At 70.6% G+C, this 25890-nt stretch carries 25 protein-coding genes and 1 riboswitch; of the genes, 12 read left to right on the forward strand and 13 right to left on the reverse strand.

Annotated elements, in window-relative coordinates; all coding sequences use genetic code 11:
* Nucleotides 1-42: 42 nt before the first annotated feature.
* Nucleotides 43-714: a Uma2 family endonuclease gene (locus PH203_RS16180; protein WP_289920658.1), complete on the forward strand. Its 672-nt coding sequence runs from the start codon at nucleotides 43-45 to the stop codon at nucleotides 712-714.
* A 15-nt stretch (nucleotides 715-729) separates the two neighbouring features.
* Nucleotides 730-1296, forward strand: a complete 567-nt coding sequence (locus PH203_RS16185; RefSeq protein WP_289920659.1) for a hypothetical protein — start codon at nucleotides 730-732, stop codon at nucleotides 1294-1296.
* Nucleotides 1297-1330: 34 nt separating this feature from the next.
* On the opposite strand, the gene PH203_RS16190 is transcribed toward PH203_RS16185, so the two are convergent.
* The 6 genes from PH203_RS16190 to thrC form a co-directional block, all read right to left on the reverse strand.
* Nucleotides 1331-2812: an MFS transporter gene (locus PH203_RS16190; protein ID WP_289920660.1), complete on the reverse strand. Its 1482-nt coding sequence runs from the start codon at nucleotides 2810-2812 to the stop codon at nucleotides 1331-1333.
* A gap of 149 nt (nucleotides 2813-2961) precedes the next feature.
* Entirely contained in the window at nucleotides 2962-4092 is a 1131-nt protein-coding gene (locus PH203_RS16195) for an NADH:flavin oxidoreductase (protein WP_289920661.1), read from the reverse strand.
* 188 nt (nucleotides 4093-4280) lie between these two features.
* Nucleotides 4281-5903 carry a chaperonin GroEL gene (gene groL / locus PH203_RS16200; protein WP_059195844.1) on the reverse strand — a complete coding sequence of 541 codons (1623 nt, stop codon included), beginning with the start codon at nucleotides 5901-5903 and terminating at the stop codon, nucleotides 4281-4283.
* Between the two features lie 323 nt (nucleotides 5904-6226).
* The gene (locus tag PH203_RS16205; RefSeq protein ID WP_007493268.1) at nucleotides 6227-6433 is read right to left on the reverse strand and encodes a cold-shock protein; all 207 of its coding nucleotides are present in this window, start codon (nucleotides 6431-6433) and stop codon (nucleotides 6227-6229) included.
* 452 nt (nucleotides 6434-6885) lie between these two features.
* Nucleotides 6886-7161 carry a MoaD/ThiS family protein gene (locus tag PH203_RS16210; protein ID WP_289920663.1) on the reverse strand — a complete coding sequence of 92 codons (276 nt, stop codon included), beginning with the start codon at nucleotides 7159-7161 and terminating at the stop codon, nucleotides 6886-6888.
* A gap of 88 nt (nucleotides 7162-7249) precedes the next feature.
* Nucleotides 7250-8536, reverse strand: a complete 1287-nt coding sequence (thrC, locus tag PH203_RS16215; protein WP_289920664.1) for a threonine synthase — start codon at nucleotides 8534-8536, stop codon at nucleotides 7250-7252.
* Between the two features lie 18 nt (nucleotides 8537-8554).
* A riboswitch (SAM riboswitch) is annotated at nucleotides 8555-8710 on the reverse strand.
* A 164-nt stretch (nucleotides 8711-8874) separates the two neighbouring features.
* Between thrC and PH203_RS16220 the strand changes: the two genes are divergently transcribed.
* Entirely contained in the window at nucleotides 8875-9846 is a 972-nt protein-coding gene (locus PH203_RS16220) for a glucosyl-3-phosphoglycerate synthase (protein WP_289920665.1), read from the forward strand.
* A gap of 85 nt (nucleotides 9847-9931) precedes the next feature.
* A complete protein-coding gene (locus PH203_RS16225; protein WP_289920666.1) occupies nucleotides 9932-11416 on the forward strand; it encodes a trehalose-6-phosphate synthase in 1485 nt (494 codons plus the stop codon).
* Between the two features lie 23 nt (nucleotides 11417-11439).
* Here the strand turns inward: PH203_RS16225 and otsB are convergent, their stop codons facing one another.
* The 3 genes from otsB to PH203_RS16240 form a co-directional block, all read right to left on the reverse strand.
* Nucleotides 11440-12300: a trehalose-phosphatase gene (gene otsB, locus PH203_RS16230; protein ID WP_289920667.1), complete on the reverse strand. Its 861-nt coding sequence runs from the start codon at nucleotides 12298-12300 to the stop codon at nucleotides 11440-11442.
* A 116-nt stretch (nucleotides 12301-12416) separates the two neighbouring features.
* Nucleotides 12417-12653, reverse strand: coding sequence for a DUF3263 domain-containing protein (locus tag PH203_RS16235; RefSeq protein ID WP_289920668.1), 237 nt, complete (start codon nucleotides 12651-12653; stop codon nucleotides 12417-12419).
* A gap of 86 nt (nucleotides 12654-12739) precedes the next feature.
* Nucleotides 12740-13963 (reverse strand): extracellular solute-binding protein, encoded by a 1224-nt coding sequence (locus PH203_RS16240; protein WP_289920733.1) that lies wholly within the window; start codon nucleotides 13961-13963, stop codon nucleotides 12740-12742.
* Nucleotides 13964-14119: 156 nt separating this feature from the next.
* Here PH203_RS16240 and PH203_RS16245 point away from each other — a divergent pair, with 156 nt between their 5' ends.
* The 3 genes from PH203_RS16245 to PH203_RS16255 all read left to right on the forward strand — a co-directional run bounded on the left by PH203_RS16245 (nucleotide 14120) and on the right by PH203_RS16255 (nucleotide 17288).
* A complete protein-coding gene (locus tag PH203_RS16245) occupies nucleotides 14120-15064 on the forward strand; it encodes an ROK family protein (protein ID WP_289920669.1) in 945 nt (314 codons plus the stop codon).
* A complete protein-coding gene (gene nagA / locus PH203_RS16250; protein ID WP_289920670.1) occupies nucleotides 15064-16254 on the forward strand; it encodes an N-acetylglucosamine-6-phosphate deacetylase in 1191 nt (396 codons plus the stop codon). Before PH203_RS16245 ends, nagA begins: the two co-directional genes overlap by 1 nt.
* A 104-nt stretch (nucleotides 16255-16358) precedes the next feature.
* Entirely contained in the window at nucleotides 16359-17288 is a 930-nt protein-coding gene (locus tag PH203_RS16255) for a 1-phosphofructokinase family hexose kinase (protein WP_289920671.1), read from the forward strand.
* A 4-nt stretch (nucleotides 17289-17292) separates the two neighbouring features.
* Here PH203_RS16255 and PH203_RS16260 read toward each other — a convergent pair whose 3' ends face one another.
* On the reverse strand, nucleotides 17293-18255 hold the full coding sequence (locus PH203_RS16260; RefSeq protein WP_289920672.1) for a carbohydrate-binding protein: 963 nt from the start codon (nucleotides 18253-18255) through the stop codon (nucleotides 17293-17295).
* Nucleotides 18256-18374: 119 nt separating this feature from the next.
* Nucleotides 18375-20027, reverse strand: a complete 1653-nt coding sequence (gene cdgB, locus PH203_RS16265) for a diguanylate cyclase CdgB (protein WP_289920673.1) — start codon at nucleotides 20025-20027, stop codon at nucleotides 18375-18377.
* A 461-nt stretch (nucleotides 20028-20488) separates the two neighbouring features.
* On the opposite strand from cdgB, the gene PH203_RS16270 reads away from it, so the two are divergent.
* Both PH203_RS16270 and PH203_RS16275 read left to right on the forward strand, forming a co-directional pair.
* On the forward strand, nucleotides 20489-20998 hold the full coding sequence (locus PH203_RS16270; RefSeq protein WP_354671247.1) for a flavin reductase family protein: 510 nt from the start codon (nucleotides 20489-20491) through the stop codon (nucleotides 20996-20998).
* 553 nt (nucleotides 20999-21551) lie between these two features.
* Complete coding sequence (locus tag PH203_RS16275; protein ID WP_289920675.1) at nucleotides 21552-22010, forward strand: GNAT family N-acetyltransferase; 459 nt, start codon at nucleotides 21552-21554, stop codon at nucleotides 22008-22010.
* On the opposite strand, the gene PH203_RS16280 is transcribed toward PH203_RS16275, so the two are convergent.
* Nucleotides 22003-22857, reverse strand: coding sequence for a sigma-70 family RNA polymerase sigma factor (locus PH203_RS16280; protein ID WP_289920676.1), 855 nt, complete (start codon nucleotides 22855-22857; stop codon nucleotides 22003-22005). The two genes, PH203_RS16275 and PH203_RS16280, sit on opposite strands and share 8 nt — an antisense overlap.
* Before the next feature lie 141 nt (nucleotides 22858-22998).
* Nucleotides 22999-23427, reverse strand: coding sequence for an alternative ribosome rescue aminoacyl-tRNA hydrolase ArfB (gene arfB / locus PH203_RS16285; protein ID WP_289920677.1), 429 nt, complete (start codon nucleotides 23425-23427; stop codon nucleotides 22999-23001).
* 172 nt (nucleotides 23428-23599) lie between these two features.
* Between arfB and PH203_RS16290 the strand changes: the two genes are divergently transcribed.
* The 3 genes from PH203_RS16290 (at nucleotide 23600) to PH203_RS16300 (ending at nucleotide 25846) form a co-directional block, all read left to right on the forward strand.
* Complete coding sequence (locus PH203_RS16290) at nucleotides 23600-24175, forward strand: TerD family protein (protein ID WP_289920678.1); 576 nt, start codon at nucleotides 23600-23602, stop codon at nucleotides 24173-24175.
* A 244-nt stretch (nucleotides 24176-24419) separates the two neighbouring features.
* Nucleotides 24420-25370 (forward strand): bifunctional GNAT family N-acetyltransferase/NUDIX hydrolase, encoded by a 951-nt coding sequence (locus PH203_RS16295; RefSeq protein ID WP_289920679.1) that lies wholly within the window; start codon nucleotides 24420-24422, stop codon nucleotides 25368-25370.
* A 5-nt stretch (nucleotides 25371-25375) separates the two neighbouring features.
* Nucleotides 25376-25846: a hypothetical protein gene (locus tag PH203_RS16300; protein WP_289920680.1), complete on the forward strand. Its 471-nt coding sequence runs from the start codon at nucleotides 25376-25378 to the stop codon at nucleotides 25844-25846.
* Nucleotides 25847-25890: the final 44 nt, after the last annotated feature.

Below are 25890 nucleotides of genomic sequence, written 5' to 3' on the forward strand. Positions count from 1 at the left end.
CGACACCATCCCGGGGCACGATGGAAGGGAGGAGGCGATCCCATGACCCCCAGCACCGCCGAACGCCCGCAGATGCCGATCGAGGACTTCGAGGATCTGGCCGCCGTGGCCCCGCCGCACGTGCACCTCGAATTCGTCGACGGACGGGTCCGCACCAAGGATCCGCTAAGCGTCGAGGACTTCGAGGAGCTGGCACACGAGGCGCCGGAGACTGTCCGGCTCGAGTACATCAACGGAAAACTAGAGGTCAAGGCAGTGCCGGACGGCAATCACGGTTCGATCTTCATGTGGCTGCTGCGTCAGTGCCTGCTGCAACGCCCTGAGCTGGACCTCATGCCCGAGCGAGGCGTCAAGGCCGAGGCATACCGCAAAGGCCGTGCCATCACCGACGGTTTCCTCGCGCCGGTGGACCACTTCAGGGGACACGGCAACTGGTCCGACCCCGACGGCGCCCTCATGGCCGTAGAGATCACCTCTCATGACCGTGACACTGACCAGCGCGACCGTATCGACAAACCCCTCGGCTACGCCCAGGCCGAGATCCCCGTCTACCTCCTCATCGACCGCGACAACCACACCCTCACCGTCTTCAGCGAGCCCAAGGACGGCCACTACCAGCAGTCCCCCTCGTACCCTTGGGGAGACACGGTCGAGCTTCCCGCTCCGGTCGGCATCACCCTCGACACCGAAAAGCTCAAGGACTACGCGGACTAAGGACTACGCGGACTGATGAACCACGCCCAGCTCACCGCCCTGGGCCGAGCCCTGCGTCTCCTCGGCGAGCACGGCGAGGCCCTCTCCTCCGACACCCCCGACGCCAAGCTCCACGAGGTCAAGGCCGACCTCAAGCGCGCCCTGGAGTTGCTCGACGAGAGCGTCACCAGCGCCGCCCCCAGCACCCGCTGCGCCGAGCACCCGAACGGCCCGGTCGACGAGAACGCGCCCGACCTGTGCCTGCTGTGCGAGACCCGGCGCCGTGCCGCCCGCCGCGCCTCCATCAACGGCCCCGCCCAGACCGGCCCCACCGCCACCGCCCCCTCCCGTTACGGTGTCCGCGACGACCGGCCGCAGCCGCAGCAGCGCTGGCTTCCCGAGATGTGGAACGGCCAGGAGTGGCAACTGTGCGGCACCCCCCGCCGCGACCGCCGCGAGGCCGAGCTGTACCTCGCGGCGGCCCGCCGGGGACCGCGCGCGGCGATGGCGTACCGGCTGGTGCACGAGTTCACCGACTACGAGGTGCTGCGGGTATGGGGCACCCCGGTGAAGGTCGACATCGAGCCGCTGGGGAACCTGTAGGCAACGGCGAGGGGCCCCGACTGCCGTACGGCGTCTACGACTTGGCGGTCACCTCGGCGGACTCCACCGGGCCCTCCGCCACCGGCGCCGCGTCCCCCGCCTCCCGCTGCCGCGGGATGAAGGCGGCGACCGCGAAGGCCAGTAGCGCCGCCCCGGCGCCGACCGCCAGCACCGCCTTGAAGCCGTTCTCGGACGGCAGCGCGTAACCGCCGAAGTCCGTCGTCATCTGGGCCAGGATCACACCGGCGATAGCGCTCGCCGACGAGGTGCCGATGGACCGCATCAGGGTGTTGAGGCTGTTCGCCGCGGCCGTCTCCGACGCGGGCACCGCGCCCATGATGAGCGCGGGCATCGAGCCGTACGTGAAGCCGATGCCGGCGCCGATGACGCAGGAGACGAGCACGAAGTGCCAGACCTCGCTCATCAGGACGATGTTGAGGCCGTATCCGGCGGCGACGATCAGCGCGCCTGTCATCAGCGTGACCTTCGGGCCGCGGGCCTTGGAGACGGCGGCGGAGACCGGCGCGGTGGCCATCATGACCAGGCCCGAGGGGGCCATGACCAGACCGGCGGCCAGCATCGACTTGCCGAGGCCGTAGCCGGTCTGGGACGGGAGCTGGAGGAGCTGCGGGATGACCAGGCTCATCGCGAACATGGCGAAGCCGACGGCGATCGAGGCGAGGTTGGTGACCAGCACCTGACGGCGGGCGGTGGTGCGCAGGTCCACCAGCGGCTGGTCGGTGCGCAGTTCGAAGAAGCCCCAGGCCGGCAGGATCACGACGGCCGCGATGAACAGCCCGATCGTCGTCCCGCTCCCCCAGCCCCAGTCCGCGCCCTTGGAGATGGCCAACAGCAGACATACGAGCCCCGCCGCCATCCCTATGGCACCGACGAGGTCGAAACGGCCGCCGGTGCGCACCCGGGACTCGGGCACGAAGGCGACGACCAGCGCGAGAGCCACGGCACCCAGCGCCGCCGAGGTCCAGAACAGCACGTGCCAGCTGAAGTTGTCGGCGATGAGCGCGGCGGCGGGCAGCCCGAGGGCGCCGCCGATACCGAGGGAGGCGCTCATCAGGGCGGTGGCGGAGGCCAGCCGCTCGGCGGGCAGTTCGTCGCGCATGATGCTGATGCCGAGCGGGATGACACCGGAGGCGAGGCCCTGGAGGGCGCGGCCGATGATCATCGGCAGGAGGGAGTCGGCCATGGCGCAGACGACCGAGCCGACGATCAGCATGAGGCCGCTGACCAGCAGCATGCGGCGCTTGCCGAACATGTCGCCGAGCCGCCCGACGACCGGGGTGGCCACGGCGGCGGCGAGCAGCGTGGCGGTGACGGCCCAGGCGGTGTCGGAGGCGGGCGCGTCCAGGAGCCGCGGCAGCTCGGGGACGATCGGGATCACCAGGGTCTGCATCAGCGAGACCACGATTCCGGCGAAGGCCAGCACCGCCACCACGGCGTTCGACCGCGGCGGCGCGGAGCCTCCCGCCTCGGCGGGACGGGCGAGGGCGTCGGACATGGCGGGCCTCCATCGAGTAGTACTTGACCGAGGCAACCTTAAGTCAGTCGATTGACTTAATCAAGCGTCGCAGATCAGCGCCTGAGTGGAAGTGGGTGTGGTGTGGTGCGGGAGAGGCGGAGGTTCCCCGCCTCTCCCACAAGCCGGGCTCAGCTCAGGGACTGCAGCGCCGTCGCGTCGTACGCCTTCAGCTCGTCCGTCCGGCCGGCCAGCACCTTCGCCGCCCACTCCGGGTCCTGCAGCAGCGCGCGGCCGACGGCGACGAGGTCGTACTCCTCGCGCTCCAGGCGGTCCAGGAGGTCGTCGATGCCGCGGAGCGGGGCGCCCTCGCCCACGAAGCCCTTGAGGAAGTCCCCGTCGAGGCCGACCGAGCCGACGGTGATGACCTGCTTGCCGGTGAGCTTCTTGGTCCAGCCGGCGAGGTTGAGGTCGGAACCCTCGAACTCGGGGAGCCAGTAGCGGCGGGTGGAGGCGTGGAAGGCGTCGACACCGGCGGCGGCGAGCGGCGCGAGGATCGCCTCCAGCTCCTCCGGGGTCTCGGCGAGCCGGGCGCCGTAGGCGTCCTGCTTCCACTGCGAGTAGCGGAAGATGACCGGGAACTCGGCCGACACGGTCTCACGCACGGCGGCGACGATCTCGGCGGCGAACTTGGTACGGGCCACCGCGTCACCGCTGTAGGCGTCGGTACGGCGGTTGGTGCCCGCCCACAGGAACTGGTCGAGGAGGTAGCCGTGGGCGCCGTGGATCTCGATGCCGTCGAAGCCGATGCGCTCGGCGGCGGCCGCGGCCTCGGCGAAGGCGCCTATGACGTCGTCCAGGTCGCGCTGGGTCATCGTGTGCCCGGTGGGCTCGTCGGCACCGGGGCGCACACCGGAGGGACCGACCGCGGGGGCGTCCGGGACGGGGCCCTTGCCCGGCGTACGGGCCATGCCGATGTGCCAGAGCTGCGGGACGATCGTGCCGCCCGCCGCGTGCACGTCCTCGGCGACCTTCTGCCAGCCCGCGAGCTGCTCCTCGCCGTGGAAGCGCGGCACGCGGGTGCTGTCACCCGCCGAGTCGTGACCGACGTACGTGCCCTCGGTGACGATCAGACCGACACCCGCGGCCGCCCGGCGCGAGTAGTACGACGCCACGTCCGCGCCCGGGATGCCGTCCGGGGAGAACATGCGGGTCATCGGCGCCATGACGATGCGGTTCGGGACGGTCAGGCCGTTGATCGTGGTCGGCCGGGAGAGGATCTCGGCGGCGCGGGTGGCGGGCGCGGGGGTGGAGGCGGTCACGCGGGGGCTCCTTGGAGGTGACTCATCTGACCAGCTGGTATGTGCGTACGCATTCTTGCACCTCCTTAACTAACCGGCTGTGGGGCGCCTCACATCCCGGCCGCATCCGTAAACGCCCGAGGGCGGTACCCCCTGCCGGAAAACAGGGGGTACCGCCCTCGGAAAAGGACAGACGATCCGTGTACGGATCAGAAGTCCATGTCACCGCCCGGCATGCCGCCACCGGCGGGCGCGGCGGCCTTCTCCGGCTTGTCGGCGATGACGGCCTCGGTGGTGAGGAAGAGCGCGGCGATGGAGGCGGCGTTCTGCAGGGCAGAGCGCGTGACCTTCGCCGGGTCGATGATGCCTTCCTTGACCAGGTCGACGTACTCACCGGTCGCAGCGTTGAGGCCGTGACCCGGGGTGAGGTTGCGGACCTTCTCCACCACGACGCCGCCCTCGAGGCCGGCGTTGACGGCGATCTGCTTCAGCGGGGCCTCAAGGGCGAGCTTGACGGCGGCAGCGCCGGTCGCCTCGTCACCCTCCAGCTCCAGCTTCTCGAAGACACCGGAGGCCTGCAGCAGGGCCACGCCACCACCGGCGACGATGCCCTCCTCGACGGCCGCCTTGGCGTTGCGCACGGCGTCCTCGATGCGGTGCTTGCGCTCCTTGAGCTCGACCTCGGTCGCGGCACCGGCCTTGATGACGGCGACGCCACCGGCGAGCTTGGCCAGGCGCTCCTGGAGCTTCTCGCGGTCGTAGTCCGAGTCGCTGTTCTCGATCTCGGCGCGGATCTGGTTGACGCGGCCGGCGACCTGGTCGGCGGAGCCGGCACCGTCGACGATCGTCGTCTCGTCCTTGGTGATGACGACCTTGCGGGCGCGGCCCAGGAGGTCCAGGGTCGCGTTCTCCAGCTTGAGGCCGACCTCCTCGGAGATGACCTCGCCGCCCGTGAGGATGGCGATGTCGCCGAGCATGGCCTTGCGGCGGTCACCGAAGCCCGGGGCCTTGACGGCGACGGACTTGAAGGTGCCGCGGATCTTGTTGACGACCAGGGTCGACAGGGCCTCGCCCTCGACGTCCTCGGCGATGATCAGCAGCGGCTTGCCCGACTGCATGACCTTCTCCAGGAGCGGGAGCAGGTCCTTGACGGAGCCGATCTTGGAGTTGGCGATCAGGATGTACGGGTCGTCGAGCGACGCCTCCATCCGCTCCATGTCGGTGGCGAAGTACGCCGAGATGTAGCCCTTGTCGAAGCGCATACCCTCGGTGAGCTCCAGCTCCAGACCGAAGGTCTGGGACTCCTCGACGGTGATGACGCCTTCCTTGCCGACCTTGTCCATCGCCTCGGCGATGAGCTCGCCGATCTGGGTGTCGGCGGCGGAGATGGAGGCCGTCGAAGCGATCTGCTCCTTGGTCTCGACATCCTTCGCCTGCTCGAGCAGGGCACCGGAGACGGCCTCGACGGCCTTCTCGATACCGCGCTTGAGAGCCATCGGGTTGGCACCGGCGGCCACGTTGCGCAGACCCTCGCGCACCAGGGCCTGGGCCAGGACGGTCGCGGTCGTCGTGCCGTCACCGGCTACGTCGTCCGTCTTCTTCGCGACTTCCTTGACCAGCTCGGCGCCGATCTTCTCGTACGGGTCCTCGAGCTCGATCTCCTTGGCGATGGAGACACCATCGTTGGTGATCGTGGGGGCGCCCCACTTCTTCTCGAGGACGACGTTGCGGCCCTTGGGGCCGAGCGTCACCTTCACGGCGTCCGCGAGCTGGTTCATGCCGCGCTCGAGGCCGCGCCGCGCCTCCTCGTCGAACGCGATGATCTTGGCCATGTGAAGTGGTCCCTCCAGGACTGGGGGTGATTCCTTCGGACCGCGCCCGCGCCCGCGACGGACGGCTCGCACACCTCGTGGTTCCTTGCCCCACCCGGCCTGCGGGCCTCACCGACCCGGTCCTTCATTGTCACTCTCACCTTCAGAGTGCTAACGCCAATGATTAGCACTCGGCATGGTCGAGTGCAAGCGCCTCTCGGGGACCGGCCAGGCCTCGCACGCCCTGCGGGCATGCCGAAGGGCCCGTACCCATGACTCCCCATGGGGTACGAGCCCTCCGAAGAAGAACGAAGAACGACGCTGCAGTTAACCCGGCGCGTGCTTCAGCCTGTCGCGAGACGGACCATGTCCGCCTGCGGCCCCTTCTGGCCCTGCGAGATCTCGAAATCGACCCGCTGACCTTCCTCGAGGGTGCGGTAGCCGTCCATCTGAATCGCGCTGTAGTGGACGAAAACATCCGCACCACCGTCGACCGCGATGAAGCCGTACCCCTTCTCCGCGTTGAACCACTTGACGGTGCCCTGAGCCATGCCTAACTCCCCTATTACTGGCCCTTGCACAGATCCACACTTCGCGGATCCGGGTCAGACCTCACCCCCCACGGATTGGGGGCGTGCGCCGGAACGCGTCGACCGCGGCTGAATGTATCTGTCCAACTGCCGTCTGCAACAGGTCAATCGGACGAGAATTCTGGACGCGAAGGGTCCGGAATGTAGTGAGAATTCGCCCGAATTCAGGGCAAGTCGGGCCCCACAAAGGGCGCAAAATTCGCAAAAGAGCCACACACTTTGGCTACTTCTCGTCGCATGTGGAGCGGGAACTCATATGCGGATGGCATGGGGAGCGGAGCAGGTTCCCCAACTGTACCGCGCTCAACCATAGAGAATTGCCCCCTCCGCTTCTCTCACGGAGGGGGCAATTCGATGAACTCTCGGTAATCGGCCTTACCGAAGGTAATGATCAGTCATTCGGTCAGCCGAGGTCAGCCGCCGGCGACGGCCGGGATGATCGACACACCCGCCCCGTCCGGGGTGGCCGTCTCCAGGCCCTGCTCGAAGCGGACGTCGTCGTCGTTGACGTACACATTGACGAAGCGGCGCAGCTTGCCCTGGTCGTCGAGGACGCGGGCGGCGATGCCGGTGTGGTTCTTCTCCAGGTCGGCGATGACCTCGCTGAGGGTCGAGCCCTCGGCGGAGACCTCGGCCTGGCCACCCGTGTAGGTGCGCAGGATGGTGGGGATGCGGACGTTGACGCTCACGTTGAAACCTCCGGTCAGGATGACGCACCTAGGGGCGCGGGGAACTGCGCGACCAGCCCCCACAGGCCCGCAGACGAACAACTACCTACTAGGAAGCGAGCCCAGCCTCGCGGAACGAATCAAGGTTGGGGCGAATCGTCGCAGTAAGCCCCGTACCCGCCACCGCATCCAGCGTCTTCAGCCCGTCGCCCGTGTTCAGCACGATGGTCGTCAGCGTCGGATCCAGCAACCCGTTCTCGATCAGCTTCCGAGTCACGCCCACGGTCACACCACCGGCGGTCTCCGCGAAGATCCCCTCGGTCCGGGCGAGCAGCTTGATAGCGTCGACGATCTGCTCGTCGGTGACGTCCTCCACCGCACCACCGGTGCGACGGGCGATGTCGAGGACGTACGGGCCGTCGGCCGGGTTGCCGATCGCCAGCGACTTGGCGATGGTGTTCGGCTTCTGGGGACGTACGACGTCGTGGCCCGCCTTGTAGGCGACGGACACCGGCGAGCAGCCCTCGGCCTGCGCACCGAAGATCTTGTACGGCTTGTCCTCGACGAGCCCGAGCTTGATGAGCTCCTGAAGCCCCTTGTCGATCTTCGTGAGCTGTGAGCCGGAGGCGATCGGCACGACCAGCTGGTCGGGGAGCCGCCAGCCGAGCTGCTCGCAGATCTCGTACGCCAGGGTCTTGGACCCTTCCGCGTAGTAGGGCCGCAGGTTGACGTTGACGAAGCCCCAGCCCTCGCCGGCCGGGTCGCCGATCAGCTCGGAGCAGAAGCGGTTCACGTCGTCGTAGTTGCCCTCGATGCCGACGAGCTCACCGCCGTAGACGGCGGCCATGACGACCTTGCCCTGCTCCAGGTCGTGCGGGATGAACACGCAGGAGCGGAAGCCGGCGCGGGCGGCGGCGGCGCCGACAGCACCGGCGAGGTTGCCGGTGGAGGAGCAGGAGAGGGTGGTGAAGCCGAAGGCGCGGGCGGCTTCCAGGGCCTGGGCGACGACCCGGTCCTTGAAGGAGTGCGTCGGGTTACCGGAGTCGTCCTTCACATACAAACCGCCGGTGACTCCGAGCTCGCGGGCCAGGTTGTCGGCCTTCACGAGCTGGGTCCAGCCCGGGTTGATGTTGGGCTTGTCGGCCACGTCCGCGGGGACGGGCAGCAGGGGCGCATAACGCCAGATGTTCGCGGGTCCCGCCTCGATCCGCTTGCGGAGCTCCTCGGCGTCGTAGGCGGAGAAGTCGTAGGCGATCTCGAGCGGGCCGAAACACTCCTCGCAGGCGAAAACCGGGCCGAGAGGCACCCGGTGACCGCACTCGCGACAGCTCAGCGCGGCGGCGGGGCCGAGGTCAACGGTGGTTTCGGTGGTGCTTGCAACAGTCTGCGCAGCCATGAGAGGCGAGGCCCTTTCTCCTCATCTTCCTCACGACGCATCTCGCCGTGAGACGGATTTGGCACCTTCCCTAGCCGGGAGCCTCGCGGAGCGATCAGAAATGATCTACGAGTACCGACTGGAGGGTTGCCGGGGCTTCATCGGGCCGTATCCCTCTGCCCCTCTGGATGAGCGGTATGAAGTTGTGTGAACTGCGGGCCACCCCGGACATGCGATGGTCACCCGCGTTGTTCAAGACTGTAACCGACGACCAGGACAGTTGAGATAGTCGTCCGAACCGCGAGATGGATCACAGGTGATCGCATACTCGCCGAGAGAACGCAGAGGAGCCGCGCACTGTGCTGAACGAAGTCGAGCGCTGGCTGACCACCCGCTCCTGGTCGGTGACCGATCGTCCGCTCCACCAGCTCCTGGCCGCCAAGCAACGTACGAAACAGACGGTCAGTGTCGTGCTGCCCGCGCTCAACGAGGAGGAGACGGTCGGTGACATCGTCTCCGTGATCCGTCACGACCTCATGCAACAGGTCCCCCTGGTCGACGAGATAGTCGTCGTCGACTCGGGCTCGACCGACCGTACGTCCCAGGTGGCCGCCGCGGCCGGGGCCACGGTCGTCCACCGCGACGAGATCCTGCCCCGTCTGCCGGCCGTGCCCGGCAAGGGCGAGGTGCTGTGGCGTTCGCTGCTGGTGACCGGCGGCGACATCGTCTGCTTCATCGACGCCGACCTGAAGGAGTTCTCCTCGGACTTCGTCTCGGGGATCGTGGGCCCCCTGCTCACCGACCCCGGGGTGGACCTCGTCAAGGGCATGTACGACCGTCCGCTCGGCACTGAGTTGGATGCGCTCGCCTCCGGCAAGACCGCGGGCCAGGGCGGCCGGGTGACCGAGCTGATGGCCCGCCCGCTGCTGAACATGCACTGGCCGCAGCTGGCCGGCTTCGTACAGCCGCTGGGCGGTGAGTACGCGGCCCGGCGCTCGCTGCTGGAACAGCTCCCGTTCCCCGTCGGCTACGGCGTGGAGCTCGGCATGCTGATCGACGCGCTGCACCTGGTCGGCCTGGACGCCCTCGCCCAGGTGGACGTGGGCGTGCGCAAGCACCGCCACCAGGACGGACAGGCCCTCGGCCGGATGTCCGCCGCGATCTACCGCACGGCCCAGCTGCGGCTGGCCCGCGGACACCTCATCCGTCCCTCCCTGACCCAGTTCGAGCGGGGCGAGGACGGCTTCGAGCCGCGAACGTACTCGGTGGACACCGAGGAACGGCCGCCGATGGCGGAGATCGCGGAGTACGCGGCACGGAAGGTGGCCTGACCGCGGCGGGCGGACCCAGGTGACGCGGACCCAGGTGAACCGGACGAACGTTTGAGTCCTCCGTGGCCGGGCTAGGTTGATCCGTATGGCTTCCACGCAGGCTGCCCAGGGTGCCCGGGTTCTCGTCGCGTCCAACCGCGGCCCGGTCTCGTACGAGGTCCGGGACGACGGCACGCTCGCCACCAAGCGCGGTGGCGGCGGCGTCGTCTCCGGACTGTCGGCGATCGGACCGGACGCGGACGCGCTGTGGGTGTGCTCGGCGCTGTCCGACGGCGACCGCGAGGCGGTGCGGCGCGGGGTCGGCGAGGCGGGCGTGCGGATGCTCGACATCCCGGCCGACGTGCACGCGGACGCGTACAACGGCATCGCGAACTCGGTGCTGTGGTTCGTCCACCACATGCTGTACCAGACCCCGCTGGAGCCGGTCTTCGACGCGGAGTTCCGGCGGCAGTGGGCGTCGTACGAGACCTACAACCGCGCCTTCGCCGAGGCGCTGGCGGAGGAGGCGGGCGAGGGCGCGTCGGTCCTGGTCCAGGACTACCACCTGTGCCTGGTCCCCGGGATGCTGCGCGAGCTGCGCCCCGACCTGCGGATCGGGCACTTCTCGCACACGCCGTGGGCTCCGGTGGAGTACTTCCGGATGCTGCCGGACGACATTCAGGCCCGGCTGGTGGAGGGGATGCTCGGGGCGGACCGGGTGGCGTTCCTGACCTGGCCGTGGGCGACGGCGTTCCAGAACTGCGCGGGAGCCGTCGACCCCTCTCGCCGGCACTCGGCGTGGCCGTCGGGCTCCCCCAGGTTCATCGAGCACCTGGACAAGGAGCGGAGCACCCGCCGGACCTACATCGGCGTGCACGGCCTGGGCGCCGACGCCGAGTTCCTGCAGGCCCGTTCGCACGAACAGGACGTCGAGGAGCGGATGGCCGCTCTCCGTGAGGAGATCGGCGAGGGGCGCAAGACGATCGTCCGGGTCGACCGCACCGAGCTCTCGAAGAACATCGTGCGCGGACTGCTGGCGTACCGGCAGCTGCTCGACGACCACCCCGAGTGGCGGGAGCGGGTCGTGCACGTGGCGTTCGCGTACCCGTCGCGGCAGGACCTCGCGGTGTACCGGGAGTACACGGCGGAGGTGCAGCGGCTGGCGGAGGAGATCAACGAGCGGTACGGGACGCCGGGCTGGAAGCCGGTGGTCCTGCATGTGAAGGACGACTTCGCCCGCTCGCTGGCCGCGTACCGCCTGGCCGACGTGGCCCTGGTCAACCCCATCCGGGACGGCATGAACCTCGTCGCGAAGGAGGTGCCGGTGGTCTCCGACGAGGGGTGCGCGCTGGTGCTGTCGCGGGAGGCGGGGGCGTACGAGGAGCTGGGTAAGGACGCGATCGTGGTGAACCCCTACGACGTGATCGGGACGGCGAGGGCGCTGCACGAGGCCCTGACGATGGCTCCGGGCGAACGGGCGGAACGAACGAAGCGGCTGGCCGCGGCGGCGACCGCGCTGCCGCCGGCCCAGTGGTTCCTGGACCAGCTGCACGCACTGGCGGACGCGGGGCCCGGCTCCGGGAAGGGCTGAACCGCTGAAGAGCTGAGCAGCTCTCAGTCCAGCTGAGCAGCCAGCGCCCGCAGCAGTCGTACGACCCCCTCCGGGCCGTCGACCACGAGATCGGCGCGTTCCGCCAGCTCGGTGACCTCCTCGCTGCCGCTGCAGACCAGCAGGCCGGGGATGCCGTCGGAGCGGAGTTTGTCGACGGCGGCGTAGGCCGGGAGGTCACCGAGGTCGTCGCCGGCGTAGAGCACCGCCTCGGCGCCCAGCTCACGGACGTACTCGGTCAGGGCCACGCCCTTGTCCATGCCGGGCGGCCGGAGTTCGAGGACGAGCCGGCCCGGTTCGACGATGAGGCCGTTGCGGGTGGCGAGGTCGGTGAGGGGTTCGCGGAGGGCCTCGAAGGCGGCCTGGGGGTCGGCGGCGCGGCGGGTGTGGACGGCCAGCGCGCGGCCCTTCTCCTCGATCCACGTGCCCTGCCAGGCGCCGGCCCGGTCGAGGAGGCCGGGGAGTTCGGCGCGGGCGCGGGCGACGCCGGGGTGGGGCGGCGGGGCGATGATGTCGCCGGTGGCGGCCTCCCAGCGTTCGGCGCCGTAGTGGCCGAGGACGACGAGGTGTTCCAGACCGGGGATTCCGGCGAAACCGCCGTGCTGTACGGCGACGCCCGGCGGACGTCCGGTGATCACCGCGACCGAGGCGATCCTCGGGGCGAGGGCGGCGAGCGCGTCCACCGCGTCGGGGTGGGCCCTGGCCTGCTCGGGGTCCGGCACGATCGGGGAGAGCGTCCCGTCGAAGTCGAGTGCGACGACCGTCCGGGCGGGGTGCGCGAGGATGGCCCGCAGTCCGTCGCGTCCGGCCTGGGTGTCGGGGGTCGGCAGGGAGTCGTCGTGCGTGGCGTGCTGGTGGCTGCCCATACGGGGACCCTATCCAGCGGGGCGGGGGACACGCATGAGCAGTTTTCCGCCCCCGCCGCCCCTACCCGTCCCGTCCCTGGGGGGCTGCCGCCCCCAGACCCCCGCTTCGGCCCAGGTCACCTCTCCGACCGCCGCGTATCCCGCACCCTCCGCAACCGGTTCACCGTCACCGGATCAAACGCCAGCGCCCGAGGATCGTCCAGCAGCGCGTTGAGCAGCTGGTAGTAGCGCACCGGCGCCAACCCCAGCTCCTCCCGTATCGCCCGCTCCTTCGCCCCCGGCCCGGCAAACCCCCGCCGCTCCAGCGCAAGGATCGCCCGCTCCCGGGCCTCAAGCCGCTCCTGCTCACCCATGCCCCGCACGGTAACCCCCACCACCGACACCGACACCGACACGGACACCGGCACCGACGCAGACACCGGCGAGAGCAACCGCCCGCCTACTCCGCCGCCCCTTCCGCCCGCACCGCCGTCGACTGCAGCCGGCCGAGAACCACCTCCGGGCTGCCCCCCGGCCTCACCGCCGCCCCGATCTGCTTCTTCACCGCCGCGCTCACCGTCGCCCAGGAGGTCCGCCCGACCGGATAGAGCTCGGACACGGGAAGCTCCTCCAGGAAGGGCCGCAGGTCCTTGTCCTGGGCCGCCGTGCTCATGACGTCGGAGGCGGACGCGGTGACCGGAAGGAGGTCGTACTCGCGGGAGAAGGCGAGGACGTTCTTCTCGTCGTAGACGAAGTCGAGGAAGTCCCCGACCTGCTCGGCGTGACCGTTCTTGCGGAAGGCCGTCATCCAGTCGGCGACGCCCATGGAGTAGTGGGTCGGCCCGTCGATGCCGGGCATCGGCACCATGCCGAACTTCACGCCCTTCTTCGCGGCCATCTTCATCAGCGTGGGATGCCCGTTGAGCATCCCGACCTCCCCGTCCGCGAACGCGGCGAACGCGGCGGCCCGGTTCAGCTTCCCGGGCGCGACCGGCCCGGTCAGCCCCTTGCCGACGAGATCGTCCTTGAGCCAGGTGAGGGTCGCGACGTTCTCGGCGGAGTCGAGGCCGTAGGACGTGCCGAGGTTCTCGGTGTATCCGCCCCCGCCGCTCAGCAGCCACTGCATCGTCTCGGCCTGCGCCTCCTCGGCGCCGAGCGGAAGGGCGTACGGGTACTTCACGCCCTCCGCCTTCAGCGCGGCGGCGTCGGCGGCCAGGTCCTCCCAGGTCTTCGGCGCACTGAGGCCGGCCTTCGCGAAGAGGGCCTTGTTGTAGAAGAGCAGCCGGGTGGAGGCGGCGAACGGCATCCCGTACTGCGTCGAGTTCACCTCCCCCGCGTCGGCGAGCTGCGAGACGAAGTCGGCCTGGGTGGAGATGGAGAGCAGGTCGTCGGCCGAGTAGAGGAGGCCGTCCGCGGCGTAGTCGGCGTACGCGCCGATCTGCGCCATGTCGGGTGCGTCCCCGGCGGCGACCATCTCCTTGACCTCGCGGTCCACGTCGTTCCAGGAGTGGACGGTGACGTCCACCGTCACATTCGGGTGCTTCTTCTCGTACTCCTGGACCAGCCCGTCCCAGTACTTCCGCGAACTGTTGGCCTCGCTGTCGCCGTAGTCGGCCGCGACCAGCTTCAGGGTCACCTCGTCGGAGCCCGAGCCGAGGCCGCAGCCACCCAGTACCGCCGTCATGCCCAGTGCGGACACCACCGCGATCGTTCCTGTCCTACGCCGCCGCTGCACTGCAGAGCCCCAGATCATCGTCGAAACTTTCGAAAGGTCAGACATAAGGTCTACACCACGTGAGTGGACTAGACCTCTTGAGGGTCGGCGGGCCACACTACCCCCGTGAGACATGTCATCGCCCTCGACGTGGGCGGCACCGGGATGAAGGCCGCTCTGGTCGGCGCCTCCGGAGAGCTGCTCCACCAGGCCCGCCGGGCCACCGGCCGTGAGCGCGGCCCGGACGCGGTCGTCGAGGGCATCCTCGACTTCGCCGCCGAGCTACGCGCGTACGGCGCCCGGCACCTCGGCGAGCCCGCCTCCGCCGCCGGCGTCGCCGTCCCCGGCATCGTCGACGCCGAGCACGGCATCGCCGCCTACGCCGCCAACCTGGGCTGGCGCGACGTACCACTGCGCGCCCTGCTCACCGACCGGCTGGACGGCCTCCCCGTCGCCCTCGGCCACGACGTCCGCACCGGCGGTCTCGCCGAGGGCCGCATCGGCGCGGGCCAGGGCGCCGACCGCTTCCTCTTCGTCCCTCTCGGCACCGGCATCGCGGGCGCGATCGGCATCGCCGGCCGGGTGGAGGCGGGCGCGCACGGCATCGCGGGCGAGATCGGCCACATCGTCGTACGGCCCGGGGGGATCCCCTGCCCCTGCGGCCAGCAGGGCTGTCTGGAGCGGTACGCCTCCGCGGCGGCCGTCAGCGAGGCATGGGCCGCCGTCTGCGGGGACCCGGACGCGGACGCGGCGGACTGCGCGAAGGCGGTGGAGTCCGGCGACCAGCGGGCGGCACAGGTCTGGCAGGCGGCCATCGAGACCCTCGCCGACGGCCTGATCACCGCCCTCACCCTCCTGGACCCCCGGATCGTGATCATCGGTGGCGGCCTGGCCGAGGCGGGGGAAACCTTGTTCACACCCCTGCGGGACGCCGTCCGGCAGCGGGTCACCTTCCAGAAGCCGCCGACGATCGTCCCGGCGGCCCTCGGTGACACAGCGGGATGTCTGGGTGCCGGCCTCCTGGCCTGGGACCTCCTCACAACAACTGACGGCACGGAGGTAACGCGCTAATGGCAACCCCCTCAGGGGCGCGGGACAGCGTTGATTTTGCGGCTGCCGATGCGCCCCTCGTCCTGTCCGGCGCAACCGTGGTCCTCCCCACAGGAACCGTCAAGGACGGCCGGGTCATCGTCGACGGCCCCCGCATCGCCGGAAGCGCCCCGGAGAACGCCCGCCTCATCGACGTATCCGGCCACACCCTGGTCCCAGGATTCGTCGACATCCACAACCACGGCGGCGGCGGAGCCTCCTTCACCTCGGGCACGGCCGAAGACGTCCTGCACGGCATCCACACCCACCGCCTCCACGGCACCACCACCCTCGTCGCCTCCACCGTCACCGAGGACATGGACCTCCTCGCCCAGCGCGCCGGCCTGCTCAGCGAACTCGCCGAGCAGGGCGACATCGCCGGCATCCACTTCGAGGGCCCGTTCATCTCCCCCTGCCGCAAGGGCGCCCACCAGGAGGAGCTGCTGCGCGACCCGGACCCGGCGGAGGTCCGCAAGCTGCTCGACGCGGCGCGCGGCAAGGCCAAGATGGTCACCCTCGCCACCGAACTCCCCGGCGGCATCGACTCCGTACGGCTGCTCGCCGAGCACGGAGTCATCGCGGCGATCGGCCACACGGACGCGACGTACGAGCAGACGGTGGAGGCGATCGACGCGGGCGCGACCGTGGCGACGCACCTGTTCAACGCGATGCCGGCGCTGGGCCACCGCACCCCGGGCCCGATCGCCGCGCTCCTGGAGGACGAGCGGATCACGGTCGAGCTGATCAACGACGGTACGCATCTGCACCCCGCCGCCCTCCAGCTGGCGTTCCATCACGCGGGCGCGGACCGGGTCGCCTTCATCACGGACGCGATGGACGCGGCCGGCTTCGGCGACGGCTTCTACTCGCTCGGCCCGATGGCGGTCGAGGTCAAGGACGGTGTGGCGCGGCTCGTGGAGGGCGGTTCGATCGCGGGCTCCACGCTCACCCTGGACCGCGCGTTCCGGCGGGCGGTGACGGTGGACCGGCTGTCGGTCGAGGACGCCGTCGCGGCCCTGTCCGCCAACCCCGCCCGGCTGCTGGGGATGTACGACTCGATCGGCTCGCTGGAGCCGGGCAAGTACGCCGACCTGCTGCTTCTCGACCGCCAGTTCGCCCTCAAGGGCGTGATGCGGCGCGGCGAATGGGTGGTCGATCCCCAACTGGCCTGATCTGTCCATCTGTTGAGGCGGCGGCTGTCCTGGAAGACTGGGACGCCGCCGTCCGTCCGGACGGGCATGTACTGAAGGTCTCGTCTCGGGGGAGGTCGGCACAGGTGATCCTCACGGTCACGCTGAACACCGCTCTCGACATCACCTACCGCGTACAGTCCCTGCGCCCGCACGCCTCCCACCGCGTCTCCGAGGTGACGGAACGCCCCGGCGGCAAGGGCCTGAACGTGGCCCGCGTACTCGCCGCCCTCGGCCACGAGGTGACGGTCACCGGCTTCGCGGGCGGCGCGACGGGCCGGGTGCTCCAGGAGCGGCTCACGGCGACGCCGGGTGTGGTGGACGCCCTGATCCCGGTCGCCGGCGCGACGCGGCGCACGATCGCGGTGGTGGACGAACAGACCGGCGACACCACGCAGTTGAACGAACCAGGTCCCGCCATCGACCCCGCCGAGTGGGCCGCCTTCCAGGAGGCGTACGAGGATCTGCTCCCGTCGATGTCCGCGGTGGCCCTGTGCGGCAGCCTACCCCCGGGCGTCCCGGTGGGCGCGTACGCGGGGCTGGTGCGGACGGCTCGCGCGGCCGGCGTCCCGGTCCTCCTGGACACCAGCGGCGAGCCGCTGCGCCGCGGAGTCGCCGCCCGCCCGGACATCATCAAGCCCAACACCGACGAACTGGCCGAACTGACCGGCTCCCACGAGCCGTTGCGCGCCACCCAGGACGCCCGCCGCAGGGGCGCCCGGACGGTGGTGGCCTCCCTGGGCCCGGAGGGCCTCCTGGCCTCCTCCCCCGAGGGCCGCTGGCGCGCCACCCCGCCGGCCCGGGTCCACGGCAACCCGACCGGCGCCGGCGACTCGGCGGTCGCGGGCCTGCTCTCGGGTCTGGTCGAACAGCTCCCGTGGCCGGACCGCCTCACCCGCGCGGTCGCGCTGTCGGCGGCGACCGTACTGGCGCCGATGGCGGGCGAGTTCGACGGCTCGGCCTACGAGGAGCTGCGGAAGCGGGTCGCGGTGACGGCGGACGTCACCGCGGCCTGACCCGCTACTTCGTGACCTGGCCTTCCTTCAGCCACACCTGGGACAGCAGGACGTCGCACTGGTCACCGGGCTGGCAGGAGATGCTGATGGTGTTGGTGCCCTTGGTGAGGGTGGGCCACGCGTAGGTCGTCGTCCAGCCCTTGGCGTAGTCGCCCTCGGGGGCCTTGGCGTAGTTCTTCATGCTCAGCTTGGTGCCGAACACCTTGCCGTTGACCTTGAGCGTCATGCTCTGGTCCTTGCCGGGGACGCTGTAGTTGCTGAAGAGGGTGTAGGTGCCCTCCTTCGGGATGCCGTTGACGGTCCAGGTGACCTCGGCGCCCGGCTGGTTGAGCCCGGTCACATAGATGCCGCCGTCGGCGGAGGCGCCCTGGACGTCCGAGGCGGTCGTCACACCGGTGCCGAGGCGCATGGCCTTGGCATCGATGGTCTCCTCGTAGTTCTCGCCCTCGGCGCTGCTGCTCGCCGACGCGCTCGGCTCGCCGCTCTCCTGGGCGGAGGGGGTGGTGCCGGCCTGGTTGCCGCCCTCTTCCCCGTCCCCGTCGCCGCCCATCATCGCCACCCCGATACCGATGACGACCGCCGCGACCACCGCGATCGCCCCGATCAGCAGCCCCTTGGTGTTGGGGCCACGCCCGCGGCCGCCACCGCCGTGGCCGCCGTACGCCGGCTGGGAGTGCTGGACGGTGGGGGCGCCGCCCGGGTGGGTCTCCGGGGCGGCGTAGTGGGCGTTCGGCTGGCCGTAGGCGCCCTGCTGCTGGGGGACCTGGCCGTACGGGGCGGTCGGGGCAGCCGGCTGCTGCTGGCCGTACTGGCGCTGGCCGACCGGGCGTACGCGGTTGACGGAGTTCGGGTAGCCGTAGCCGCCCGACGGCGGCTGGGCGCCGTTCGCCTGTCCGTCGGCGTAGAGGTAGCCGAACGGGTCGTCGTCCTCGGGCGGCGTGTTCGCGCCGGTGGTGCCGGACGTCATCCCAGGTACTCCTCAGCAGGTGCGGGGACGGATGCGGTACAGGTGGTGAATGGCGAGCCTACCCGCTCCTGCTGCCCCAAACGGGTGACTCGGACCGCATCAGCTCGCTGACCTGGGGATCATCCCGCGCGTCTGTGTTGTTTGGGACGAGATCGTTTCTCTACGTACATCCGCTCGTCGGCGGACTTCAGCACTTCGTCCGCGGTCATCCCGCAGTGCGCCCACCCGATGCCGAAGCTGGCCCCGACCCGGACGGCGCGGCCCTCGGCGCGGATGGGCTGGATGATCTCGTTACGGAGGCGTAGGGCGAGGTCGGCGGCGTCGGCGCGGCCGAGACCGTCGGCGAGGATCACGAACTCGTCGCCGCCGAGCCGGGCCACGGTGTCGCCGTCGCGGACCTGCCGGGACAGCCGGCGGGCGACCTCGATGAGCACCGCGTCACCCGCGTTGTGCCCGAACCGGTCGTTGATCGACTTGAAGCCGTCGAGGTCGCAGAAGAGGACCGCGAGCCCCTTGGTGCCGTCGTCCTGCTCGCCCTCGGGGGCGACGGTGTGCACATGGTGGTCGTAGGCGACGTCGAACGCGTCGCTGCCGGGCCGGAAGTCGAAACCGTGGCCGTTGACGTCGTAGGCGGGGTGGCCGTAGGCCGCGTCGATGGATTCCAGGGCCGCGTGCGAGGGGCGCTGGCACAGACGGGCGGAGAGCCGGGCGCGCAGTTCGGCCGAGTTCGGCAGGCCGGTGAGGGAGTCGTGGGAGGCCCGGTGGGCGAGCTGGAGCTCGCGGCGCTTGCGGTCCTCTATGTCCTCGACATGGGTGAGGAGGAAGCGGGGCCCGTCGGCGGCGTCGGCGACGACGGAGTTGCGCAGGGAGACCCAGACGTACGTACCGTCGCGGCGGCCGAGCCGCAGCTCAGCCCGCCCTCCCTCGGCGGAGGTCCGCAGCAGGGTCCCTATGTCCTCGGGATGGACGAGGTCGGAGAACGAGTAGCGCCGCATCGCGGAGGCGGGCCGCCCGAGCAGCCGGCAGAGCGCGTCGTTGGTCCGCAGGATCCGGCCGTGCTGGTCGCCGCCCATCTCGGCGATGGCCATGCCCGAGGGGGCGTACTCGAAGGCCTGGCGGAAGCTCTCCTCGCTCGCCCTGAGGGCCTGCTGTTCGCGCTCGAGCCTGACCAGTGCGCGCTGCATGTTGGCCCGTAGACGCGCGTTGCTGATCGCGATGGCGGCCTGGAAGGCGTACATCTGAAGCGCTTCGCGTCCCCACGCGCCCGGTCGCCGCCCGTTCCTCGGCCGGTCCACGGACAGGACGCCGATCAGCTCGCCGCACGAGCCGCCGCCGACGCCGGGGGTGAACATGGGCGCGAAGAGCCGGTCGGAGGGGTGCCACTCGTCCTCGAAGCGGGGCGCGGGGCCGTCGGTGTACCACTGCGGTACGTCGTCGTCGTCGAGGATCCAGCCCTCGGTGTGCGGGATGAAGACCAGGTCGCCCCAGGTCTCGCCCATGCTCAGCCGGCGCTCCCAGGAGTCACGGGAGCCGACCCGCCCGGTGATGAGCGCCTCGGCGGCGGGGTTGCCGGCGAAGGCGGCGACGACGAGGTCACCGTCGGGCCGGACGAGGTTGACGCAGGCCAGCTCGTAGCCGAGGCCGTTGACGACGCCGTCGGCGACCGTCTGCAGGGTGTCCGCGAGAGACCGGGCGGTGTTCATGTCCGCCATGACCTCATGCAGTTGTCGCAGAGTCGAAAGACGGACGTAGGGCTCCGACTCGGATTCCATGCTCGCCCTCCCCCCGAGACCTCGCAGCGAATCAAGGGTTCTGATCGGCGTATCGTTCTGGCAGCTTCCCCGCCACTGAATCACAGCGCGCTGCCCACTCGGTACACAGGGTCAACAATTAATGCCCCTTGTGACTCAAGTCACAGCGAAAGATGAACAATTGAGTGGGGTTTCTGCGATTTCCCTGTGCGTTTGCTGAACACAAACTTTGGGGAAATGCGGGGGCCGCAGATGGGGCCTGTGGGAGACGTGTGGGAGGCCCGTCGGGGGCCCGTGGGAGGCGCCTGTCGGGGGCCCGTGGGAGGCGTCTGTCGGAGGTCCGTCGGAGGTCCGTCCCGGGTCCTAGGACCGGGCTCGGGCGGAGGTCCGATGCGGACGGGACCGGCCGGACACTAGCGTTCCGGAACGTGCCGAACACTTCCCCGATCACTGCCGCACCCCCTTCCGGGCATCCTGTGGGGGTGAGCAACGACGAGTTCCGCGCCGCCATGTCCCGGCTGGCCGCGGGTGTGGTCCTGGTGACCGCCTTCGAGCCCCCGCTCGACCCCGACGGTCCCAAGGGCGAGGACGTCGGCATGACCGCCACCGCGTTCATGTCGGTCTCCCTGGACCCGCCCCTGGTCCTGGTCAGCCTCCGCGAGGGCTCCCGCATGGACGAACTCCTCGACGAACAACCCCACTGGGCCGTCTCGGTCCTCTCCGAGTCCCAGCGCCACATCGCCGGCCGCTTCGCCATGAAGGGCCGCATCAGCGACCGCCTCCTCTTCGAGGACATCCCGTACGTCCGCGGCGAGGCGACGGGCGCGGCACTGGTGGGCGGCGCGCTGGCCACGCTGGAATGCCGGACGCAGCAGCGGGTGCGGGCGGGGGACCACACGCTGGTGATCGGACGGGTGCTGACGGCGGGGGTACCGAGCGCGGACGGCGGACCGCTGGCGTACTTCCGGGGGCGGTATCGGCAGTTGGGGTGAGGCGGGGTTCGGGGGGTGGGGTTCGGGGGGCGGGGGGCGGGGTCCGGGGGGCGGGGGTCGTGAGCCAGAGTTCAGGGGGCGGGGTTCCGGGGTTCGGGGGCGGGGGCGAGGGCGGGTGTGGGGCGCGGGACGGGCGACCGACCGCGGGGGCGAGGGACGGGCACCGGCCGGCTACCGGGACGCGGGACCAGTCCACTGGCCGACTGCAGGGGCGCGGTACGGGCGCTGGCCGACCACCGGGGACGCGGCACCAGCACCAGCCGACTGCAGGGGCGCGGTACGGGGATGGCCTCGCCACGGCCTGCGCACCTCCCACCCAGGAGCGGGACTGTGCCGGCATGCGGCTCCGCCACGTGGGCGCGACCAGCCACGACATCCCCTCACGCTCCCCCTCCCCCTCCCCCTCCCCCTCACCCTCACCCTCACTCGGACGCCACGGCACCCCCCCCCACCTCGCCGCCCACCCCCTGGCCGCCCCGCCTCCCGGCCGCTCCACACCCACGCCGCCGAAATCCCGTCGCCCCCGGCCGACCGCCAGGCCTACGCTCCGCCCATGACCCCCCGCCTCGAAGAAGTCACCCCCACCAATCTCGACGCCGCCCTCTCCATACGGGTCCGCCCGGAGCAGGAGTTCGCGGTCGCACCGGTCGTGAAGTCACTGGCCGAGGCCTACGTCCATCCCACCACCGCCTGGCCCCGCCTGATCCTCGACGGCGACCGCCCCGTCGGCTTCCTGATGGCCTTCTTCGACATCGACTGGCACGAGGACGGCACCCTCTTCCGCTCCGGCCTGTGGCGCCTGAACATCGCCGACGGCGAGCAGGGCCGCGGATACGGCCGCTTCGCCGTCGAGTCGGTCGCGGCCGAGATCCGCCGCCGGGGCGGCAAGGAGCTGTACGTCAGCTGGCACGAGGGCGAGAACGGCCCCGAGAACTTCTATCTGGGCCTGGGCTTCCGCCCCAACGGAGAGGTGGTCGAGGGCGAGATCGTGGGCGTGCTGGACCTCACGTAGACGTAGATCCCAGGAACTCCACGTCGAGCCCGGCCACGCGCGCGGGCTCGGTCGTGATGTCGATGACGGCGATCCGGTCCCGTACGAACGTGAAGGCCAGCACCCGGTCCACCCGCCCGTCGACGAGTACGGCGATCCCCGTCGCCCCGTCGACCAGAACGGGCCGCGCGAGCGCCGCGAGCCGGGAGTAACCGGACGCGCCCTTCGCCACCGCAAGCGCCCCCGCCACGATCCCGGCCTCGGTGCGCGCCACGACGTCCGGGTCGAGCACCGCCACCAGCGCCCCGAAGTCCCCCTCGCGCGCGGCGGCCAGAAAGGCGTCCACGACCTCCCGCTGCCGGACGAGATCCACATCGGGCTCGGGCGCCCCCTGCACCCGCCGCCGCGCCCGGCTGGCCAGTTGCCGCGCGGCGGTGGGCGTACGCCCCACCACGGTCGCGACATCGTCGTACGGCACCGCGAACAGATCGTGCAGCACGAACGCGAGCCGCTCGGCGGGCGTCAGCGTCTCCAGTACGACGAGCAGCGCGGCGCCGACCGAGTCGGCGAGCAGCACGTCCTGCTCGGGGCCGGGGACGGCGGCCGGCACGGGAACGTCGGGCTCCAGCGGCTGCTCGGCCCGGGACTTGCGCGAGCGCAGCATGTCCAGGCAGACCCGTCCGACGACGGTCGTCAGCCATCCGCCGAGGTTCCCCACTTCCCGGGTGTCGGAGCGACTCAGCCGGAACCACGCCTCCTGCACCGCGTCGTCCGCCTCCGCCACCGACCCGAGCATCCGGTGGGCCACGGCCCGCAACCGCCCCCGGTGCTCCTCGAAGCGCCGGGCAAGGAACTCGTTCTCGCTCATCGGTCTCGGACCTCTCGTCGCCGGGCGATGTCGAGGTGTTGACGGATGGGACGGTTCGGATGTGACAGCGGTCCGTGACGGTCGGCCGGCCGGCCGCACCCGCGCGGCGGAGCCGCATGCGCCCCCGGCGGCCCGGCGGCCCTAACCCCAGTCGCGGCCCGTCCGGCCCCGCTTGGTCTCCGCGCGCTGCTTCTTCTCCCGCAACCGGCGCTCGTTGATGCCGCGCGGGATGCGGGTGGGCTTGCGGGGCTTAGGGGGCGGGGCGGTCGCTTCGGCGAGGAGCGCGGCGAGCCGTACCGCCGCGGTCTCCCGGTTGCGCCACTGGGAACGGTGCTCGGAGGCGCGGACGGTGACGACACCGTCGACGAGCCGTCCGGCCAGCCGCTCCAGCGCCCGCTGCTTCCACACGTCGGGCAGGGATTCCGTCTTCGCCAGGTCGAAGCGGAGCTCCACCTGGGAGTCGCTGGTGTTGACGTGCTGGCCGCCCGGTCCGGACGACCGCGAGAAACGCCACATGAGCTCGGCCTCGGGAAGCGAGACGGAGCCACGGATGACGTGAGGACCGGACATGCCCCTATGGTCGCGCGGCTGTCCGGTTCACGTCACGCGAATATCGCTCGGTAAAGAAAGTAAAGACACCTGGAACCTTCGCTACCCCTCACCGCGTTCATGGGGGTAGATGTAGCTTCGAGCCGCACTGCCCGTGCACCTGCACTGCATAACGAGGGAAGGAATCCCAACCATGGCTGTAAGCCTGTCCAAGGGTGGCAACGTCTCGCTCACCAAGGAGGCTCCGGGCCTGACCGCCGTCACCGTGGGCCTGGGCTGGGACGTCCGCACCACCACCGGCACGGACTTCGACCTCGACGCGTCCGCGATCGCGGTCAACAACCAGGGCAAGGTCTACTCCGACGCCCACTTCGTCTTCTTCAACAACAAGCAGACCCCGGACAACACCATCGTCCACACCGGTGACAACCGCACCGGTGAGGGCGCGGGCGACGACGAGGCGATCAACGTCAACCTGGCCGGCCTTCCGGCCGACATCGACAAGATCGTCTTCCCGGTCTCGATCTACGACGCGGAGAACCGCTCGCAGAACTTCGGCCAGGTCCGCAACGCCTACATCCGCATCATCAACCAGGCCGGCGGCGCCGAGATCGCCCGCTACGACCTCTCCGAGGACGCCGCCACCGAGACCGCCATGGTCTTCGGCGAGCTCTACCGCAACGGCGCCGAGTGGAAGTTCCGCGCCGTCGGCCAGGGCTACGCCTCGGGTCTGGTGGGGATCGCCCAGGACTTCGGCGTCAACGTCTGACGGACACCGCGCCACAGGAACCCCTGGCTCCGGCCGGGGGTTCCGGCGTTCCCGGGGGAGGGTGGCTGCGTTTCCGGGGAGGGTTCGGGCGTTTCCGGGGAGGGTTCGGGCGTTTCCGGGAGACGGTTGCTGCGTTTCCGGGAGACGGTTGCTGCGTTCCCGGCAGGGGGTGCCTGTCCCCCCCCTCCCGCCAATGCCCCCGACCACACCCCACGGCCGAAGGCCCCGCGCTAAGTTGCCCCGCATGATCCTCGCCCCCCTCCCCCTCACCCCCGACCACGACATCCCGGCTCCCCTCCTCACCGAGCTCACCGCGCTGTACGCCTCCAACCGGGAGTTCCACGCGCTCAGCGGTGACTTTCCGGACCCGGACGACGTGCGCCCGGAGCAGGTGGCGGCGGCACTGGCCGACGACCTCGCGGAGCCGGACGCCGAGGTGCTGCTCGCCCGCAGCGAGGGGCGGCTCGTCGGGGTCGTGATCACCCTCGCGCACCATCCGGATCCGGCCGACCCGGACCCCTGGATCGGGCTGCTGATGGTCGACGCGAGCACCCAACGGCAGGGATACGGACGCCGGTTGGCCTCCCTCGTCGAGGACCGTTTCCGCGAGGCCGGCCGCAGCGCCGTACGCCTCGCCGTCCTCGACGCCAACCCCGAGGGCCTCGCCTTCTGGACCTCCCTCGGCTACGAGGTGATCGACCACCGCGAGGACCGCGGGCACAGCCGCCCCTGCGCGGTCCTGCGCAAGGTGCTGCGCACACCCCGCCGAGCCGCCCGGGTCGCCGTGGTCGACCCCGAGGGCGCGGTCTTCCTCTTCCGGTACGACAACGTCGAGGCCGGCGTCCACTGGGCCCTGCCCGGCGGCGGACTGGAGGCGGACGAGAGCCCGTACGAGGGCGCCCTGCGCGAACTGCACGAAGAGACGGGCTGGACGGATCTGAAGCCGGGGCCGCTGCTCGGCGAGTGGGAGATCGACTTCGTCTCCTCCGGCACCCCCATCCACCAGCACGAGCACATCTACGTCACCCAGGGCCCCCACCGCGACCCCGCCGGCCCCCACCTCGCCGACGCCCACGCCACCGACGGCATCCTCGGCTGGCGCTGGTGGACACGACAGGACATCACGGAGGCGCACGAACCCGTCTGGCCGTCCCAGCTCGCCCGGCTGCTCGACGCGTGGGAAGCGGGAGCCTGAACCCGATGGAATGGACGACCCTCGCCGGCACCGGCCTCGGCGCGCTCGTCGGTGTCGGCTCGACGCTCCTCGCGGACCGCGCCCGCTGGCGCCGCGACACGGCCGACCAGGCCCGTCAGGAACGCAAGGAGATATACGTCGCCTGCCTGACCACCTTCCGCCAGGCCCACGAGTCCATGCGCGCCGTCGCCACCGGCGACCAGCAGCGGGAGGCGGCCGCCGTCGACGCGGCCGTGAGGGAGGCGTTCCGCGAGTCGGGCTGCAACGAGGCCCGCGAGACGGCCCTGATCTGCGTACCGCCCGAGCTGGCCGCGACGATCGAGGACGCGTATCTGAGCCTGCGGGAACTGCGCGACGTGCTCGCCGCGGGCAACCCCCTCGCCTCCACCGCCTACAAGGAGGCCCGCCGCGCCCACACCCGCACGGTCACCACCGCCCGCGAGGCCATGCGCCACGACCTCACCCGCCCCACCTGACCCGGCAGGGGGGCCGCAAAGCCGGTGATTGGCAGATCTGTTCC

The organism is Streptomyces sp. S.PB5 (genome assembly GCF_030403745.1).
Classification (GTDB): Bacteria; Actinomycetota; Actinomycetes; order Streptomycetales; family Streptomycetaceae; genus Streptomyces.

What these genes read in the sequence shown, in the direction of transcription:
- PH203_RS16290 (WP_289920678.1), top strand. Translation starts at nt 23,600, where the DNA reads ATGGCTGTAAGCCTGTCCAAGGGTGGCAACGTCTCGCTCACCAAGGAG.
- PH203_RS16280 (WP_289920676.1), bottom strand. Translation starts at nt 22,857, where the DNA reads ATGAGCGAGAACGAGTTCCTTGCCCGGCGCTTCGAGGAGCACCGGGGG.
- PH203_RS16275 (WP_289920675.1), top strand. Translation starts at nt 21,552, where the DNA reads ATGACCCCCCGCCTCGAAGAAGTCACCCCCACCAATCTCGACGCCGCC.
- PH203_RS16185 (WP_289920659.1), top strand. Translation starts at nt 730, where the DNA reads ATGAACCACGCCCAGCTCACCGCCCTGGGCCGAGCCCTGCGTCTCCTC.
- PH203_RS16225 (WP_289920666.1), top strand. Translation starts at nt 9,932, where the DNA reads ATGGCTTCCACGCAGGCTGCCCAGGGTGCCCGGGTTCTCGTCGCGTCC.
- PH203_RS16180 (WP_289920658.1), top strand. Translation starts at nt 43, where the DNA reads ATGACCCCCAGCACCGCCGAACGCCCGCAGATGCCGATCGAGGACTTC.
- PH203_RS16205 (WP_007493268.1), bottom strand. Translation starts at nt 6,433, where the DNA reads ATGGCTCAGGGCACCGTCAAGTGGTTCAACGCGGAGAAGGGGTACGGC.
- arfB (WP_289920677.1), bottom strand. Translation starts at nt 23,427, where the DNA reads ATGTCCGGTCCTCACGTCATCCGTGGCTCCGTCTCGCTTCCCGAGGCC.
- thrC (WP_289920664.1), bottom strand. Translation starts at nt 8,536, where the DNA reads ATGGCTGCGCAGACTGTTGCAAGCACCACCGAAACCACCGTTGACCTC.
- nagA (WP_289920670.1), top strand. Translation starts at nt 15,064, where the DNA reads ATGGCAACCCCCTCAGGGGCGCGGGACAGCGTTGATTTTGCGGCTGCC.
- otsB (WP_289920667.1), bottom strand. Translation starts at nt 12,300, where the DNA reads ATGGGCAGCCACCAGCACGCCACGCACGACGACTCCCTGCCGACCCCC.
- PH203_RS16190 (WP_289920660.1), bottom strand. Translation starts at nt 2,812, where the DNA reads ATGTCCGACGCCCTCGCCCGTCCCGCCGAGGCGGGAGGCTCCGCGCCG.
- PH203_RS16260 (WP_289920672.1), bottom strand. Translation starts at nt 18,255, where the DNA reads ATGACGTCCGGCACCACCGGCGCGAACACGCCGCCCGAGGACGACGAC.
- PH203_RS16240 (WP_289920733.1), bottom strand. Translation starts at nt 13,963, where the DNA reads ATGACGGCGGTACTGGGTGGCTGCGGCCTCGGCTCGGGCTCCGACGAG.
- cdgB (WP_289920673.1), bottom strand. Translation starts at nt 20,027, where the DNA reads ATGGAATCCGAGTCGGAGCCCTACGTCCGTCTTTCGACTCTGCGACAA.
- PH203_RS16235 (WP_289920668.1), bottom strand. Translation starts at nt 12,653, where the DNA reads ATGGGTGAGCAGGAGCGGCTTGAGGCCCGGGAGCGGGCGATCCTTGCG.
- groL (WP_059195844.1), bottom strand. Translation starts at nt 5,903, where the DNA reads ATGGCCAAGATCATCGCGTTCGACGAGGAGGCGCGGCGCGGCCTCGAG.
- PH203_RS16295 (WP_289920679.1), top strand. Translation starts at nt 24,420, where the DNA reads ATGATCCTCGCCCCCCTCCCCCTCACCCCCGACCACGACATCCCGGCT.
- PH203_RS16300 (WP_289920680.1), top strand. Translation starts at nt 25,376, where the DNA reads ATGGAATGGACGACCCTCGCCGGCACCGGCCTCGGCGCGCTCGTCGGT.